The following is a 15392-nucleotide window of genomic DNA, read 5'->3' as shown; positions in this document are numbered from 1 at the left end:
CCGAGCGGACCGAGGCGAGCCGGACGGGCCGGGGTGGTGTGGATCGCCCCCGCCGCCCTTGCCCGTTCCCTTTCCCCCGGGGGCTCCGCCCCCCCCTCGACCCCACCGGGCGCTCCGCCCCGGACCCCCGCGCGGCTCGCCCCGTGGACCTCCGAAGCCCGGCCCTCTCCCCGCCGGGACGCGGGCGCCGTTACCGGCCGAGGTGCCGCTGGGCGAAGTCCAGTTCCAGGCGTACCTGCTTGATGCGCTCGTCCACCACCAGGGAGCCGTGTCCGGCGTCGTAGCGGTAGACCTCGTGGACCGCGCCGCGGTCCTGGAGGCGCCGGACGTAGTTCTCGATCTGGCGGATGGGACAGCGCGGGTCGTTGACGCCGGCCGAGATGTACACCGGGGCCTTGACCTGGTCGACGTAGGTGATCGGGGAGGACGCCGCGAAGCGCTCGGGCACCTCCTCCGGGGTGCCGCCCAGCAGGGTGCGGTCCATGGCCTTCAGCGCCTCCATCTCGTCGTGGTACGCCGTGACGTAGTCGGCGACCGGGACCGCCGCGATGCCCAGCGCCCACGCGTCGGGCTGGGTGCCGAGGCCGAGGAGGGTGAGGTAACCGCCCCAGGAGCCGCCGGTGAGGATCAGCCGGTCGGGGTCGGCGAGACCGGACTCGATCGCCCACTCCCGCACCGCCGCGATGTCCTCCAGCTCGATCAGGCCCACCCGGTGCTTCAGGGCGTCGGTCCAGGCACGGCCGTAGCCCGTGGAGCCGCGGTAGTTGACGCGGACCACCGCGTAGCCGTGGTCGACCCAGGCCGCCGGGCCCGCCGCGAAGGAGTCGCTGTCGTGCCAGGTGGGACCGCCGTGGATGTCGAAGACCGTCGGGAGCGGACCGGCCGCGCCCGCCGGCTTCTGCACGAGGGCGTGGATGCGGCCGCCGGGACCCTCCACCCACACGTCCTCCACCGGGACCGAGCCGGGCGACTTCATCCCGGGCGGGTCGAGGACGACGCCGCCCGCCGTGGAACGGACCACGGGCGGTTCGGCCGCCGACGACCACAGGTACTCCACGCTGCCGTCGGGGCGGGCCGTCGCGCCCGAGACCGCGCCGCGCGGGGTGGGGATCTTCACCAGCCGGCGCTCGGCCAGGTCGTAGCGGAACAGTTCGCCGCGGGCCTCGAAGCCGTGCGCGATGAGCAGGCCGGTGCCGTCCGGGTACCACTCGGCGCTCACGTCGCCGGGCAGCTCCAGGTCGAGGTCCGTCTCCTCCCCGGTCGCCACGTCCCACACCATCGGCTCCCAGCGGCCGCGCCGCTGGTGACCGACGAGCAGCCGGGTGTCGCCCGCGACCGGGGCGAAGCCCAGCACCTCCAGGCCCAGCTCCTCGGTGCCGCCCTTGGTGTCGTCGAGCTCGGCGACCGTCGTGCCGTCGGGGCGCAGCACCCGCAGCGCGGAGTGCATCGCGTCCCCGTGCTCGGTGTGCTCCACGGCGATCAGCGCACCGTCGTGGGAGAGGTCGCCGACGCCCGCCGACTCGCGGTGGCGGTAGATCTCCACGGGCGGCTCGCCGGTGCGGACCAGGTGGACGGTCGTGCCGTCCTCGTCCGTGGAGCGGCCCACGACCGCCGTGCGGCCGTCCCGGCCCAGCGCGAGACCCGCCGGGTACGAGGGGTCCAGACCCGGCGCCGCGAGGTCGTCCTCGCCGCCGGAGAAGCGCTGGCGGCGCCAGACGCCGAACTCGTCGCCGTCCTTGTCGTCGAACCACCAGATCCACTCGCCGTCCGGCGAGAGCACGCCGTCCGTCGTGCCGTTGGGCCGGTCCGTCACCTGGCGCTGCTCGCCCGTCGACCGGTCCCAGGCGTACAGCTCGTACGTCCCCGTCGCGTTCGACACGAACAGGGAGCGGTCGGGAGCGTCCTCCGCCCAGTCGGGCAGGGACACCCGGGGCGCCCGGAAGCGCTTCTCCCAGTCGGGCATGTCCCCGCCCTGCTCCACCACTCGCTCGGTCTGGTCCGGCCGGTCCGGCGCGTCGGACCCGTTGCTCTCAGTCATGGCCCCATACTGCCCGTCCCGACGGACATCGCGCCGCCGAGGCCCCCAGCCTGTGGACAACCTCCCCCGGATCTTCCACCGGATCTTCCAGCGGCGCGCCGACCCCGCGGGCCGGTGACGGCCGGGAGCACCGTACCGTGGGGAGCGTGTACCGGTTCCTGCTGACGCCCCGCTGGTGGGGGATCAACGTCTTCGTGCTGCTCGCCATCCCCTTCTGCATCTTCATGGGGTCGTGGCAGCTCGGCCGGTTCGAGGACCGGGTGGACAACCACCGCGACGCCGAGGCGCGGGTCGCCTCGGACAAGCGGGAGGCGCCCAGGCCGCTGGACCGGCTGCTGCCGGTGACCAAGGCGACCTCCGGCAAGCAGACCACCGCGACCGGCCGGTACGACGAGCAGCTGCTCGTGCCCGACCGGACGCTGGACGGCGAGCACGGCCACTACGTCCTGACGCTGCTGCGCACCGACAGCGGCAGGGCGCTGCCCGTCGTCCGGGGCTGGCTCCCCGGCGACCCCGACCCGGCGAAGGCGCCCCCGGTGCCCGCCGGCGAGGTCACCGTCACCGGCGCGCTCCAGGCGTCCGAGACGCCGGGCAGCAACGGCGTCAGCGCCCGCGGCGGGCTGCCGGACGGCCAGACCGCGGCGATCAGCGCGGCCTCGCTGGTGAACCTGGTGCCGTACGAGGTGTACGACGCCTGGGTCACGCTCAACCGGGGGGACTCCGGGATGAAGGCGGTGCCCGCGTCCGCGCCGGGCGGGACGGGCCTCGACCTGAAGGCGTTCCAGAACCTCGGCTACACCGCCGAGTGGTTCGCCTTCGTGGGCTTCGTGATCTTCATGTGGTTCCGCCTCCTGCGCCGCGAGCTGGAGTTCGCCCGCGACGCGGAACTCGGCCTGGTCCCGGACGAGGAGCAGGGACAGGGGCAGGAGCCGGCGTCGGCGTCGGAACCGTCGAGTCCGTCCAGGGTGTGACGCCGGGCCGGCCCGGGGACGGGGCCGGAGGCGACGGGGGCCGCGGCACCCCCCGGTGTCACATCGCCGACAGCAGGCCCGTCCAGTAGACCGTGCCCGCGCAGGCGTTGCTCACCGTCACGGCGCCCGTGCCCGAGCCCGTGGCCGTCGTGTACGTCACCGTCACGCTGCCGTCGGCCGGGCCGTCCTCCGTGAGCAGCTGCGTGGACATCCCGGTCTCGGTACCGGTGGACGCGCCGCTCGTCGTGGTCGGGCTCTCGGTGGGCGACGGGTCGGGCGAGGGACCGCCGGTGCCGCCGCCGCCCGTACCGCCGCCCGTGGTGGGGCAGGGCTCGGAGGGGACCCAGGCGAACTTCACCTCGTACGCCTCCCCCGGCTTGAGCACCAGGCTCGTCGCCTCCGTGGAGGGGTCGGGCAGACCGGCCGCCGCGTCGCCCGCCACGTGCCGGGCCGAGGTCACCTTGGCGGTGTCGGCCGCGCCCGCCGGCGTCGCGCTCACGCTGCCGGGACCGTCGACGGTACAGCTCTCGGCGGAGACGTTGGTGATCCGGAAGGAGCCGTAGACCGCGCCCGTGGAGTCGGGGGCGGCGCTGCTCGGGACCGCTGAGCCGAGCTGGGCGGCGGTGCAGGCGGACACGCCGGCCTCGGTGCCGGCCGAGGGGTCGGCCCCCTCGGTCGCGCCCTCGCCGGCGCCGGTGGTCGCGCCGCCCTCGTCCTCGTCCTTCTTGCCGCTCCCGCCGGTCCCCGCGACCCGGTCCGAGGTGCCGCCCGCGGTGGTCTCGCCGCCGCCCGGGCCCTTGCCGTCGCCGGTGCCGCCCTGCGCCTCCGAGGCGTGGCCGATGGCGGACGGGTTGGCGTCGGAGCCGGCCGAGCCCGAGACGTGGACGGCGGCGGGGACGGCGGTGCCGAGGAAGAGCGCGGCGGCCGCCACGCCGACGAGGGCCTGCCGCTTGCGGGCCCGCCGGGCGGGGACCGCCCGGCGCAGGTAGTCCAGCGTGCCGTCGCTCGGCTCCACCTCCCGCACCGCCTGGTGCAGCATCGTGCGCAGTGCCAGCTCGTCCGAGTCGAGCCCCTCGGGGCCCTGGTCGTCGGGGCCGTGATTCACAGTTCCGTTCCCAGCGTGCGATTGCTTCGGCTGCTTCGGTTCTCGTCCGTGCGGCTCCCCGAGCCCGCGCAGCCACGTCGGCGCCTCCGGCGGCACGGGTCCGGGCCCGTGCGGGTCGTCGGACTCGGGCGCCTCCTCGTGCCCGTCCGCGCCCCCGGGCCCGTCCGCGCCCCCGGGTTCCCGTACGCCTTCGGGTTCGGGCGCGGGCGGGCTCTCCGGCTCGCGGGCGTCGGCCGACGGGCGCGTGCCCTCCGGTTCGCGCTCCTCGCGCCGCGCGTCCTTGCCGTCGCTCATGCCGACGCCTCCATGGCCAGCCGCAGCGCCGCGATGCCGCGCGAGCCGTACGCCTTCACCGAGCCCAGCGAGATGCCGAGCGTCTCGGCGACCTGCGCCTCGGTCATGTCCGCGAAGTACCGCAGCACCAGCACCTCGCGCTGGCGGCGCTGCAGCCCCTTCATCGCCTTGATGAGGGAGTCGCGCTCCAGCTGGTCGTAGGCACCCTCCTCCGCGCTCGCCATGTCGGGCATGGGCTTGGACAGCAGCTTCAGGCCGAGGATGCGGCGGCGCAGCGCGGAGCGGGAGAGGTTGACGACCGTCTGCCGCAGGTACGCCAGGGTCTTCTCGGGGTCACGGACGCGTTTGCGTGCGGAGTGCACACGGATGAAGGCCTCCTGCACGACGTCCTCGCAGGAGGCGGTGTCGTCGAGCAGGAGCGCCGCGAGGCCCAGCAGCGAACGGTAGTGCGCGCGGTAGGTCTCGGTGAGGTGGTCGACGGTGGTGCCGGCCGCCACGACGTCGTCGGCGCCGTCACGCTGACCGGGTATGCGGGCGGGGCGCGCTGCGGGCATGGGCGCGATCACCGGCATGCCGCCGGACGCGCCGGGCATGCGGGGTCGGAGGGCCTGGCGGGGAGGCCGTAGGGCCCTGCCACGCGGCGCTGTGATGTCGAGTACCTCAGCCACGCCAGTTGGACGCGCTTCCTCCCGTAAGGGTTGTACGCGTCGGGCGTCGCTTTTGCGCCGACCGGTGCCGCCACCGGTCGGCCGCCCGTGTCAGGCAGCACCACCGACCGCACATCCAATGCCCTCATGCGTCCCGCTCTTCCCCTGTGTTCCATGTGAACGGGCGTCCCCACGCCCGGTACCAGGCGTCCCCACGCCTGGAAGAACGCGCCCCCACGCCCCGAAGGGGGTGACCGCAAAGACGCTCCCCGCCTTCCGCTCGGTTGCGGGGGCGGGGAGATGAATCCTTGACTGCCGGGCAGGCCGATTCAAGTGGTCCGGACCAAGAACCCGGCCCACCGGACTTCCAGAGATCCTACAAACGAATCATGCGTGATCCAGGATTTCTCACGAGCCGGCCGCCACCAGCTCGGCGATCTGCGCGCTGTTGAGCGCGGCTCCCTTGCGCAGGTTGTCCCCGCACACGAAGAGCTCCAGCGCCGTGGGGTCGTCCAGGGCCCGCCGAACCCGCCCGACCCAGGTCGGGTCGGTGCCGACGACATCGGCGGGGGTGGGGAACTCCCCGGCGGCCGGATCGTCGAACAGGACGACGCCGGGTGCCGTGGCGAGGATCTCGCGGGCCTCGTCGACGGTGACCTCGCCCTCGAAGCGGGCGTGCACGGTGAGCGAGTGCGCGGTGACCACCGGGACGCGCACGCAGGTGACCGCCACGGGCAGTGCGGGCAGGCCGAGGATCTTCCGGGTCTCGTCCCGGACCTTCATCTCCTCCGACGACCAGCCGTCCTCCCGCAGCGAACCGGCCCACGGCACGACGTTCAGCGCGACCGGCTCCGGGAACGGCCCGGTGTTGTCCCCCACGGCCCGCCGTACGTCGCCGGGGCTGGTCCCCAGCTCCGTGCCGGCGACCAGGGCCAGCTGCTCGCGCAGCGTCCGCACGCCCGCGTGACCGGCGCCGCTGACCGCCTGGTACGAGGAGACGACCAGCTCGCGCAGGCCGAACTCGGCGTGCAGCGCGCCCAGCGTGACGATCATCGACAGGGTGGTGCAGTTCGGGTTGGCGACGATCCCGCGCGACCGCATCCGCACGGCGTGCGGGTTGACCTCGGGGACGACGAGCGGCACCTCCGGGTCCATGCGGAACGCGCCGGAGTTGTCGACCACCACCGCGCCCCGCGCGGCGGCGACGGGCGCCCACTGCTCGGCGACCTCGTCGGGGACGTCGAACATCGCGACGTCGACCCCGTCGAGGGCCTCCTCGGTGAGCGCCACGACCTCGACCTCCTCACCGCGCACGGCCAGCTTGCGGCCGGCCGAGCGCGGGGAGGCGACCAGTCGGATCTCGCCCCAGACGTCCGCCCGCTGGGACAGGATCTGGAGCATGACCGTGCCGACGGCCCCGGTCGCTCCCACGACCGCGAGCGTCGGCCGCCCGGAGCGCCCGGGTCGCTCGGTCCCGGACATCAGCGGCCGGTGCCTCCGTAGACGACGGCCTCGTCGCTGTCGGAGTCCAGTCCGAAGGCGGAGTGCACGGCGCGGACGGCCTCCGGCACGTCGTCCTTGCGGGTGACGACCGAGATGCGGATCTCGGAGGTCGAGATCAGCTCGATGTTCACCCCGGCGTCGCTGAGCGCCGTGAAGAAGTCGGCCGTGACGCCCGGGTTGGTCTTCATGCCGGCGCCGACCAGGGAGATCTTGCCGATCTGGTCGTCGTAGCGCAGGGAGTCGAAGCCGATGGCGGACTTCGCCTTCTCCAGGGCGTCGATGGCCTTGCGGCCCTCGGCCTTGGGCAGGGTGAAGGAGATGTCCGTCAGGCCGGTGGAGGCGGCGGACACGTTCTGCACGACCATGTCGATGTTGATCTCGGCGTCGGCGATCGCGCGGAAGATCGAGGCCGCCTCGCCCGGCTTGTCCGGCACACCGACGACCGTGACCTTGGCCTCGGAGGTGTCGTGCGCGACACCGGAGATGAGAGCCTGCTCCACCTGCTTGTCCCCTTGCTGAATCGGCTCGCTGCTGACCCACGTGCCCCGCAGTCCGCTGAAGGACGAACGGACGTGGATCGGGATGTTGTACCGGCGGGCGTACTCCACACAGCGGTGGAGCAGCACCTTGGACCCGGAGGCCGCCAGTTCGAGCATGTCCTCGAACGAGATCCAGTCGATCTTCCGGGCCTTCTTCACCACGCGCGGGTCGGCGGTGAAGACACCGTCGACGTCCGTGTAGATCTCGCACACCTCGGCGTCGAGCGCGGCGGCGAGGGCGACGGCGGTGGTGTCGGAGCCGCCGCGGCCGAGCGTGGTGATGTCCTTGGTGTCCTGGCTGACGCCCTGGAAACCGGCGACGATGGCGATGTTGCCCTCGTCCACCGAGGCCTTGATCCGGCCCGGCGTGACATCGATGATGCGGGCTTTGTTGTGGACCGAGTCGGTGATGACACCTGCCTGGCTGCCGGTGAAGCTCTGGGCGTTGTGGCCCAGGTTCTTGATCGCCATGGCCAGCAGGGCCATGGAGATCCGCTCTCCGGCGGTCAGCAGCATGTCGAGCTCGCGCCCGGCAGGGATCGGGGAAACCTGCTCGGCGAGATCGATCAGCTCGTCCGTCGTGTCGCCCATCGCGGAAACCACGGCGACCACCTGGTGGCCGTTCTTCTTGGCTTCCACGATCCGCTTGGCGACGCGCTTGATGCCCTCGGCATCGGCTACGGAGGAGCCTCCGTACTTCTGCACGACAAGGCCCACGTGCGCTCCTCGCTCAGTCCGTCGTTTTCCACGGTCCGTACACATGTGTGCAGGCCGCGGTCGGCTGTCAGTCTATCGAGCGTCCGAAAATCCCCTCGGTGATACCGCATGGTGAGATTCCCCGGCGCTCGTGCAGGGGGGCTCATGCCCATCCGGGCGCGTACCACTCGGAAAAGCGACCTGCGTCACACGCGTGCTCAGCCGGCGAGCTCCTCGAACTCCTCGACGGACCTCTGCGGCCGGTGCTCGGCCGTGGGGGTCGTGGCGTCGCCTCCTCGGCACCATGGTGCCCCGGCCGGCATCCCCCGCACGCTCACTTCCAGCGCCTCGGCGGGAGGCCGTTCGCGATGCGGTCGCGGTTGTCGCGGTAGTGGTAGAAGACGCGGTCCTCGATGGGGACGGAGCGGAAGGTGTCGGGCACGGGGCCGCCCGTGCTCCGCTCCAGCTTCTTCCTCAGGAAGTACGCCGACGCGGTGCCCAGGTGGGCGATCTCCTCGAAGCCCTTGACGATGTCCTCGTCGGACACCGGGTTGGCCTCGTTCTCCCTGCGGCAGTCCTCACAGATGCCCCGGTCGATCTTCACCGTGCGTTCGTCCTGGTCACAGGTGGCGCACGCCATGATCGCGCGGGTCACTCTCGCGCGCGGTTCCCTCTTCTGCGGAGGCATCTTCGACTCCAGTCGTCGGCGGGCGAGTCCGCCCGGGTTGCTGACAGTGGGCGGGAGCCCCTCGGTCAGGGCTCGGGTGATGTCCTCGGGGGCCGCCCCGCGGGACAGCCACTCCTCGGCGAGGGGCGCGAGGGAGCGGCAGTCGCTCTCGGTGAGCGGCATCCGGACGTCGGCGGTGCGCAGGCGGCTGAGGGCGCGGTACGCGGCGCTCTCCGGCTCGGGCTCGGGCGCGTCCGGCACGGCAGGCCGCTCGGCGGGGGCCTCCGCGGCGGCCGGCTGCTCCTCGACCCGGGCCAGGCCCGGCAGGTGGTCCCGGGTCACGTCCTTGCCGTGCCGCTCCCGCGCGAACCGCGCCCACCACTCCGCCGACCTGCGGGTACGCGACCAGTACGTGCGCGTGACCCACCGCATGGTGTTGTCCTCGACGGTGATGTGCTCCTTGATCCAGCGCAGGTGGCCGGCCTCGGTGATCCGGGTCAGCGAGGTGCGCATCGCCTGCTGGCCGTAGCGCGGGTGCTCCGCCGCGAGCACCTTGTGGCCCATCGCGTGGCCGGTGTCGAGGTGGTCGATGAAGACGGCGACCTCGGCGTCGCGCGGGAGCAGGTGTGCGAAGTCCGCGTCCGCGTGCGGGTCCTCGTCACCTGCGGGGCGCTTCCCGTAGCCCGAATTGGCCATCGGGTGGGACGGGGACGGCAGGGCGGGACTAGGGTGGGCGTAAGCCACGGTCGAACCTCTTCTTCGATCCGTAGGTCAGGCCCCGGAGTTGGTGTTGGCGCACCGCCGGGGCCGACTCATGTGCTCGTTTGCCGCGAACCTAGAGCCGCTTCACACAGCGACGCAAGCCGCTCACGCAACGTCACCCTTACGGGGTACGCCGTCTCAACTCACGTTCAAGCTTGGTTGGTCGGGTATTTCAACCAAACCGGAGAACCCAGGGGAAGAGCTCGGATCCCGGGGCTCAAGCTCCGGGCTGAACTGCGGAAACGAACGCCCTCCAGGCGGACGTCGCGATGCGGAGTTCGGGACCCGAGGGGACGGTCTTGGAGTCGCGGACGTGGACGGCACCGTTCACGGCGACCTCGACACAATCGCCGCCCTCGTCGTCGCTGTAGCTCGACTTGAACCACGTCAGCCGGTCGTTCATTGCCGATCCACCATCCCCTCGATGAAGCGGGCCGACTCAGCCGGGCTGAGAGCCTGCGTGCGGATCATGCTAAGCCGCTCGGTCACACGGTTGACAACCCCTGGATCGGCCGACAACTCGCTCGCGAACGGCCCTTCCGTGAAGGCGAATCGCTCGTGCGCCTGCGTCTCCAACAACACCATCGGCCCCATGAGAGCCGCGGGAACGGCCCGTTCGAACGGGAGCACCTGCAAGGCGACGTTCCGCAGACTCGCCACCTCCAGCAGGCGGTGCAGTTGCTCGGCATCCACCTGCGGGCTGCGCAGGACTGCCTCATAGAGGACGAAGCTCAGCCCAACCGGCGGCTTGCGCTTCGTAAGGATGGACTGCCGTTCCATGCGGGCGGCGATCCGCTGCTCCACAAGCTCCTCGTCCAGAGGCGGGTAGCGGTTCTCGATCAGAGTCCGCGCGTACGCCTCCGTCTGCAACAGACCCGAAACCAGCGTGGCCTCGTACGACCAGCGGCTGATCGCCTCCCTCTCCCGCTCCATGAAGTCCTGTGCCCGCGCCGGGAACTTCTCCCGCTGCAGGTAGTCCTTCGCCGCGCTCAACAGCCCCTCGGCGCGGCACAGTTCGTCGGCGACGTCGAGCACGCGCGGGGTCGGCATGCGCACCCCCTGCTCCATCGACTTGATGGTGTCCGGCGAGTAGTTGGCGGCCTCGGCGAGCTGTTCGCGGCTGATGTTCGCCTTCGTGCGCCAGCGCTTCATCTGGTTGCCGCTGTAGCGCCAGGCGACGGGCGGCTGGGAGTTGTTGCTGCCGGACACGGGCACGCACCTCCGACTGGTACACCACGGCGTGTATCCACACGGTCACTACTGAGCGTAGGGGCACGGACGCCATCGTGTGACCATGACGAGTGCAATTCACCGCCCCGCCTGGGTCCCCCTCCTCGGTCACCGGCTGCACGTCGCCGGCGTGCACTTCGACGCCGTACGGATCGAGGGCCTGCACGGGGAGCTGGTCGCCGACCACCTGATCGAGGCGACGGACGAGGACGCGGGTCCGATCGTGTGCGAGGCGTCGCGTGCCCGGGGCCGCTGGGTGTACTTCCTGCTCCCGCCGGGAGCCGTACGGCGGTACGACTGGCCGCCCGGGACACAGCGGTTCGGCGGCCGGGGCGACCTCACGGTCGCCTACGTCGGCGTCCCCGCCCTCGACGGCAACACCTGGCCGCTGCGCTGGTACAGCGAACCGACGCCCACCGCACCCCACGTCGTGCCCGAGGCCCTGGCACGGGTGCTCGGGCGCGGGGTCACCCCTGCGGGCGGATGAGGAGAGGGGCCGAGCCGGTCGGTCCGCGCCCGCCGGAGCGGACCGGAGCCGCTCGGTCCGTCACGTGACCGGGCGCATCCCCAGCGACTCCCCGAGTTCCTCCGCCATGACCTGGCCCGCCTCGAACTCCAGGGTGTCGTCGCCCATGCCCTGGTCGTCGGTGTCGAGGCCGTCGAGTTCGGCCAGCGGCTGGTTCAGCCTCACGTGCGCCACGACCGACTGCAACGCGCGCAGGGTGGCGGACGCCGTCGAGCCCCAGTTGGAGAAGTAGGAGAACTGCCACCACCACAGGGCCTCCGTGGTGCGGCCGGCCTTGTAGTGGACCATGCCGTGGCGCAGGTCGGTGATGACGTCGGTGAGGTCGTCGGAGATGCGGGCCGGGACGGGGGCCTTGCGGGGCTCGTAGGGGTCGAAGACCTCGGAGTAGACGTCGATCGGCTCCAGCATGCGGGCGAGGTTCTCGCGGAGTTCGTCCACGTCGGGCTCCGGGCCCGGGTCGGGCTCGTAGCGCTCGTCGGGGACGATGTCCTCGTGGGCGCCCAGGCGGCCGCCGGCCAGCAGCAGCTGGGAGACCTCCAGGAGGAGGAAGGGGACCGCCGAGTCCGGCTCGTCTCCCTTCGCCACCTCCGTGACCGCGACCAGGAAGCTCTCGATCTGATCGGCGATCTGGACCGCGAAGTCGTCGGGGTTCTGGTGCGTCGCGTGCAGCGTGGCGTCAGACATCTAGGAGTCGTCTCCCCTCGAAGGCGCGGCCGAGGGTGACCTCGTCCGCGTATTCCAGGTCGCCGCCCACCGGGAGGCCGCTGGCCAGGCGGGTGACCTTCAGGCCCATGGGCTTGATCATGCGGGCGAGGTACGTCGCCGTGGCCTCGCCTTCGAGATTGGGGTCCGTGGCCAGGATGAGCTCGGTGACCGTTCCGTCGGCCAGCCGGGCCAGGAGCTCCCTGATGCGCAGGTCGTCGGGGCCGACGCCGTCGATGGGGCTGATCGCGCCGCCCAGGACGTGGTAGCGGCCCCGGAACTCCCGGGTCCGCTCGATGGCCACGACGTCCTTGGGTTCCTCCACGACACAGATCACCGCGGGGTCGCGACGGGCGTCGCGGCAGATGGCGCACTGCTCCTCCTGCGCGACGTTGCCGCAGGTCGCGCAGAAGCGGACCTTCGCCTTCACTTCCATGAGGGCGTGCGCGAGACGCCGTACGTCGGCCGGTTCCGCCTGGAGGACGTGGAAGGCGATCCGCTGCGCGCTCTTGGGACCGACGCCGGGCAGCCGCCCCAGTTCGTCGATGAGGTCCTGGACCACGCCTTCGTACAACGGACTGCCGTCCTTCCTGGTGTTCCTTCAGTACGTACGGTAGAGGCCCGCGGGCCGTCTTAGAAAGGCTAGAAAGGCAGGCCGGGGATCCCGCCGCCGCCCAGTCCCTGGGCGAGCGGGCCGAGCTTCTGCTGCTGGAGGTGCTGGGCGTTCTCGTTGGCCGCCTGGACCGCCGCGACGATCAGGTCGGCGAGGGTCTCGGTGTCCTCCGGGTCCACCGCCTTCGGGTCGATCTTCAGGGCCCGCAGTTCGCCGGAGCCGGTGACGGTGGCCTTCACCAGGCCGCCGCCCGCCTGGCCGTCGACCTCCGTGCGGGCCAGTTCCTCCTGCGCCTTCGCCAGGTCCTGCTGCATCTTCTGGGCCTGCTGGAGCAGCTGCTGCATGTTGGGCTGGCCACCACCGGGGATCACGATTCAGCTCCTTGGTCGGTCGGTCCGTAGCGGGTTTTCCCGTTCGGCACGAGCCTACGTGGTCGGCGCGGCCGACGCCCCGGCACTCTTTCGAGTGAGTCCCGCGCGGGCCCTATACCTGATCAAGGCCCTCTTCCGGGCGGAAAAAGGCGCGAACCCCCGGCGCCGCCACCCATTGGGAGGTAGGAAGGGTCCGGCGCGTGGACACGGCGCGTCACAGTTCGCACACGGTACGTGGCCGACCGGGGGACGGCCTGGGTTCAGTCGGGGATCAGTCGGGGTCAGCAGGGGTCAGTAGGGAGTACCGGGTGGGTCAGCCGGAGATGCAGCCCGAGGGTCGGCCTCAGGACGGGCGGGGCGAGGGGGCGGCCGGGCTGCGGCCGGGCGAGCCGGGCGGGAGGGTGTTCCCGCTCGGGGACTGGGGGGAGCCGGCGGCCCGGCTGGACGAGCTGTACCGGTGGGTGGAGCGCGGGGCCCTGGACACGGCCGCCTGGTACCTCGCGGAGCGGATGTGGAAGCGGCGGTGCGCGCGGGTGCTGCGGGCCGGGGCGGCGGTGGGGGCGGTGACCGGGGCCGCGTTGCCGCTGCTCGATCTGACCGGTGCGGCGGACGGGGCCGCGCCCTGGGGGTACGTGGCGTTCCTGCTGGGGGTGGCCTGCGTGGCCGGGGACCGGTTCTTCGGGATGACGTCCGGCTGGATGCGGGACGTGGCGACGGCGCAGGCCGTGCAACGGCGCCTGCAGGCCCTCCAGTTCGACTGGGCCTCGGAGTGCGTCCGCGAGGTGCTGGGCCCGGCGGAGGGCACGGCGAGCGAGGCGGCCGAGCGGTGCCTGTCGGTGCTGCGGCGGTTCTCGGAGGACGTGGCGGAGCTGGTGCGGGTCGAGACGGCCGAGTGGATGGTGGAGTTCCGCACCGGGGGCGTGCCGCTGGGCGTCCAGGCGGCGGTGGCGGGCGCGGGCCGTGCGGAGGGCGCTCTCCCGCACGGCCGCTTCCCCTCCCCGCCGGGGCCGGCCCGCCCGAACATGCCGCGGCAGCGTCCGCCCGAGCCGAGGTGAGGAGCCCGACGGGTCAGGGCGCGGTCCTCGCGCACAGTTCCATGCCCTTCGGGCTCCAGCACGGCAGGTGGCCGTGGGTGCGGACCACGTCCTGGCCGTTGCCGCGGGTCAGGTAGGTCAGGAAGCTCGACACCAGCGAGTCCGCCGGGGGCCGTCCGTAGGTGTAGGCGTACTCGATCTCCCGGTAGGGGTAGGAGCTCGTGCCGTCCTCGATGGCGTCGACGGACGCGGGTTCGCCGTCGAGTCGCAGCAGGCGCAGTCCCTTCGCGCGGGTGGCGCGGCCGTGCTCGCTGTAGCCGATCGCGCCGGGGACGTCGGCGACGGTCCTCAGCACCAGTTCCGTCGAGTCCAGCTCGCAGCGGAGGACGGGCGCCGTCGGGTCGTCCTTGTGCAGGCAGTCGACCGAGGAGTGGGCGATCTCGCCGCGGCCCAGCACCCGGCGCTGGAGCACCTGTCGCGTCCCCGAGTTGGCGTCCCGGCTGACGAGGTGGACCGGGAGGTCCGCGCCGCCGAGCTGGCGCCAGTTCGTGATCTCGCCGCGGTACAGCCGCCGCACGTCCGCCGTCGACAGGTTCCGCACTCCCACCCCCTCGTTCACCACGAGCGCGAACACCGACACCGCCACCTGGTTCTCGCGCAGCCCGGACAGTCCGCCCGGCTTCGGGCCGTCCGACAGGGCCACCACCGGCGGCGAACCCCGCTCCGCCTCCGTCCCGGCCGTCACCAGGGCGCGGATGCCCGCCGCCGATCCGTGGGTCCGCACCTCGATGCGGACCTCGTCGTCCGCGCACTCCCGCTCGTACTTGTCCGCCACCTCGTCCAGGACGGGCCTGAAGGCGGTGGAGCCGGTGAGCGTGAGGGTGCCGCCCGCGCAGCCCATGGGGGCCGGGTCCTCGTCCCGGGCCACGACGACCACCGCCAGGGCGACCACGCACAGCGTGAGCGTGATGGTGATCAGCCGGGCGGCCCGGCTGAACAGCGGGGCCTTCTCGTCCGGGGTGGCACTGCGGTTGCGGTGGACGTCGCCGTCCTTCAGGTCGCCGCTGACCTGGATGTCGTCGCCCACCCGGCCGCCGGAGAGCAGCACCAGCAGCTTGTAGTAGGCGCCCCGGTTCAGCGGGACGCGGGGGATGCTCAGGGTGCTGCCCTGGTAGCCGAAGCCGAGCCGCTCGGTGAAGTTGTCGAGGACGTGGCTCGTCTCCGACGGCTGGGTGACCGCGACCCCGAGGACGGTGCGCCGGCCGAACTCCACGGTCAGTCCGTGGATCCCCGGGCTCTCGTAGTCGTCGCGGGCGATGCTCTGCGAGCCGTCGTTCTCGATGCGCAGCAGCACCATGCTGGCGTGGGTCATCCCCGTCGCCGTGTCGAACCAGCCCACCCGGCGGTTCGTGCGGCGCGACCGCCCGTCGTCGCCGATCGGCGTGTCCAGCTGCACGCGGTAGCCGATGCGCTTGCGGCGCGGCACCCTGCGCTCGTACCAGACCATCACCGCCGAGGCGACGATGCCGAGGACCGCCGTCGCCACGGCCACCAGGTTCTCCGCGCTCAGCAACTCCATCACGCCGCCCCCGCCGCTGCCCGCCCGCCGTCCGCCCGCTGGACCGGGTGGCCACCGTACGGCCGCGCGGAGGGGCGCGCGGCGTTCGTCCGACGAAGTTCACCGGCGTTCGCCG

The 15392-nt window shown here is 72.3% G+C and carries 15 protein-coding genes; 3 read left to right on the top strand and 12 right to left on the bottom strand.

What is annotated here, in order from left to right; all coding sequences use genetic code 11:
- Positions 1–190: 190 nt before the first annotated feature.
- Positions 191–2038 (bottom strand): S9 family peptidase, encoded by a 1848-nt coding sequence (locus tag FHS37_RS11155; RefSeq protein ID WP_184819623.1) that lies wholly within the window; start codon positions 2036–2038, stop codon positions 191–193.
- 146 nt (positions 2039–2184) lie between these two features.
- On the opposite strand from FHS37_RS11155, the gene FHS37_RS11150 reads away from it, so the two are divergent.
- A complete protein-coding gene (locus FHS37_RS11150; protein ID WP_184819621.1) occupies positions 2185–3009 on the top strand; it encodes an SURF1 family protein in 825 nt (274 codons plus the stop codon).
- Positions 3010–3067: 58 nt separating this feature from the next.
- On the opposite strand, the gene FHS37_RS11145 is transcribed toward FHS37_RS11150, so the two are convergent.
- The 7 genes from FHS37_RS11145 to FHS37_RS11115 form a co-directional block, all read right to left on the bottom strand.
- Positions 3068–4408: a hypothetical protein gene (locus FHS37_RS11145; protein ID WP_184819619.1), complete on the bottom strand. Its 1341-nt coding sequence runs from the start codon at positions 4406–4408 to the stop codon at positions 3068–3070.
- Positions 4405–5076, bottom strand: coding sequence for a SigE family RNA polymerase sigma factor (locus tag FHS37_RS11140; protein WP_184819617.1), 672 nt, complete (start codon positions 5074–5076; stop codon positions 4405–4407). The genes FHS37_RS11145 and FHS37_RS11140 overlap by 4 nt, the downstream gene beginning before the upstream one ends.
- Before the next feature lie 387 nt (positions 5077–5463).
- Positions 5464–6537, bottom strand: a complete 1074-nt coding sequence (locus tag FHS37_RS11135; RefSeq protein WP_184819615.1) for an aspartate-semialdehyde dehydrogenase — start codon at positions 6535–6537, stop codon at positions 5464–5466.
- On the bottom strand, positions 6537–7814 hold the full coding sequence (locus tag FHS37_RS11130) for an aspartate kinase (RefSeq protein WP_184819613.1): 1278 nt from the start codon (positions 7812–7814) through the stop codon (positions 6537–6539). The genes FHS37_RS11135 and FHS37_RS11130 overlap by 1 nt, the downstream gene beginning before the upstream one ends.
- Positions 7815–8127: 313 nt before the next feature.
- A complete protein-coding gene (locus tag FHS37_RS11125; RefSeq protein WP_184820028.1) occupies positions 8128–9156 on the bottom strand; it encodes a hypothetical protein in 1029 nt (342 codons plus the stop codon).
- 283 nt (positions 9157–9439) lie between these two features.
- A complete protein-coding gene (locus FHS37_RS11120; RefSeq protein ID WP_184819610.1) occupies positions 9440–9625 on the bottom strand; it encodes a DUF397 domain-containing protein in 186 nt (61 codons plus the stop codon).
- On the bottom strand, positions 9622–10431 hold the full coding sequence (locus FHS37_RS11115; protein WP_311136963.1) for a helix-turn-helix domain-containing protein: 810 nt from the start codon (positions 10429–10431) through the stop codon (positions 9622–9624). The genes FHS37_RS11120 and FHS37_RS11115 overlap by 4 nt, the downstream gene beginning before the upstream one ends.
- Before the next feature lie 79 nt (positions 10432–10510).
- On the opposite strand from FHS37_RS11115, the gene FHS37_RS11110 reads away from it, so the two are divergent.
- Positions 10511–10939 (top strand): hypothetical protein, encoded by a 429-nt coding sequence (locus FHS37_RS11110; protein ID WP_184819608.1) that lies wholly within the window; start codon positions 10511–10513, stop codon positions 10937–10939.
- Positions 10940–10999: 60 nt separating this feature from the next.
- On the opposite strand, the gene FHS37_RS11105 is transcribed toward FHS37_RS11110, so the two are convergent.
- From FHS37_RS11105 to FHS37_RS11095, 3 genes are all read right to left on the bottom strand, one after another.
- Positions 11000–11662: a DUF5063 domain-containing protein gene (locus FHS37_RS11105; protein ID WP_184819606.1), complete on the bottom strand. Its 663-nt coding sequence runs from the start codon at positions 11660–11662 to the stop codon at positions 11000–11002.
- Positions 11655–12254: a recombination mediator RecR gene (gene recR, locus FHS37_RS11100; protein WP_184819604.1), complete on the bottom strand. Its 600-nt coding sequence runs from the start codon at positions 12252–12254 to the stop codon at positions 11655–11657. The genes FHS37_RS11105 and recR overlap by 8 nt, the downstream gene beginning before the upstream one ends.
- A gap of 68 nt (positions 12255–12322) precedes the next feature.
- Positions 12323–12664: a YbaB/EbfC family nucleoid-associated protein gene (locus tag FHS37_RS11095; RefSeq protein ID WP_184819602.1), complete on the bottom strand. Its 342-nt coding sequence runs from the start codon at positions 12662–12664 to the stop codon at positions 12323–12325.
- 308 nt (positions 12665–12972) lie between these two features.
- On the opposite strand from FHS37_RS11095, the gene FHS37_RS11090 reads away from it, so the two are divergent.
- Complete coding sequence (locus FHS37_RS11090) at positions 12973–13719, top strand: SLATT domain-containing protein (RefSeq protein ID WP_184819600.1); 747 nt, start codon at positions 12973–12975, stop codon at positions 13717–13719.
- Between the two features lie 13 nt (positions 13720–13732).
- Here the strand turns inward: FHS37_RS11090 and FHS37_RS11085 are convergent, their stop codons facing one another.
- Complete coding sequence (locus FHS37_RS11085; protein ID WP_184819598.1) at positions 13733–15277, bottom strand: substrate-binding domain-containing protein; 1545 nt, start codon at positions 15275–15277, stop codon at positions 13733–13735.
- Positions 15278–15392: the final 115 nt, after the last annotated feature.

It is taken from the genome of Streptomyces griseomycini, assembly GCF_014203535.1.
GTDB classification, from domain to species: domain Bacteria; phylum Actinomycetota; class Actinomycetes; order Streptomycetales; family Streptomycetaceae; genus Streptomyces; species Streptomyces griseomycini.
Note: the sequence above shows the minus strand (reverse complement) of the source record. Positions and strands in the feature narration are given on the sequence as shown.

Bases quoted from the DNA above. Each gene is read 5' to 3' on its own strand.
- FHS37_RS11125 (WP_184820028.1), bottom strand. From the start codon at position 9,156: ATGGCCAATTCGGGCTACGGGAAGCGCCCCGCAGGTGACGAGGACCCG.
- FHS37_RS11145 (WP_184819619.1), bottom strand. From the start codon at position 4,408: ATGAGCGACGGCAAGGACGCGCGGCGCGAGGAGCGCGAACCGGAGGGC.
- FHS37_RS11105 (WP_184819606.1), bottom strand. From the start codon at position 11,662: ATGTCTGACGCCACGCTGCACGCGACGCACCAGAACCCCGACGACTTC.
- FHS37_RS11120 (WP_184819610.1), bottom strand. From the start codon at position 9,625: ATGAACGACCGGCTGACGTGGTTCAAGTCGAGCTACAGCGACGACGAG.
- FHS37_RS11135 (WP_184819615.1), bottom strand. From the start codon at position 6,537: ATGTCCGGGACCGAGCGACCCGGGCGCTCCGGGCGGCCGACGCTCGCG.
- FHS37_RS11085 (WP_184819598.1), bottom strand. From the start codon at position 15,277: ATGGAGTTGCTGAGCGCGGAGAACCTGGTGGCCGTGGCGACGGCGGTC.
- FHS37_RS11155 (WP_184819623.1), bottom strand. From the start codon at position 2,038: ATGACTGAGAGCAACGGGTCCGACGCGCCGGACCGGCCGGACCAGACC.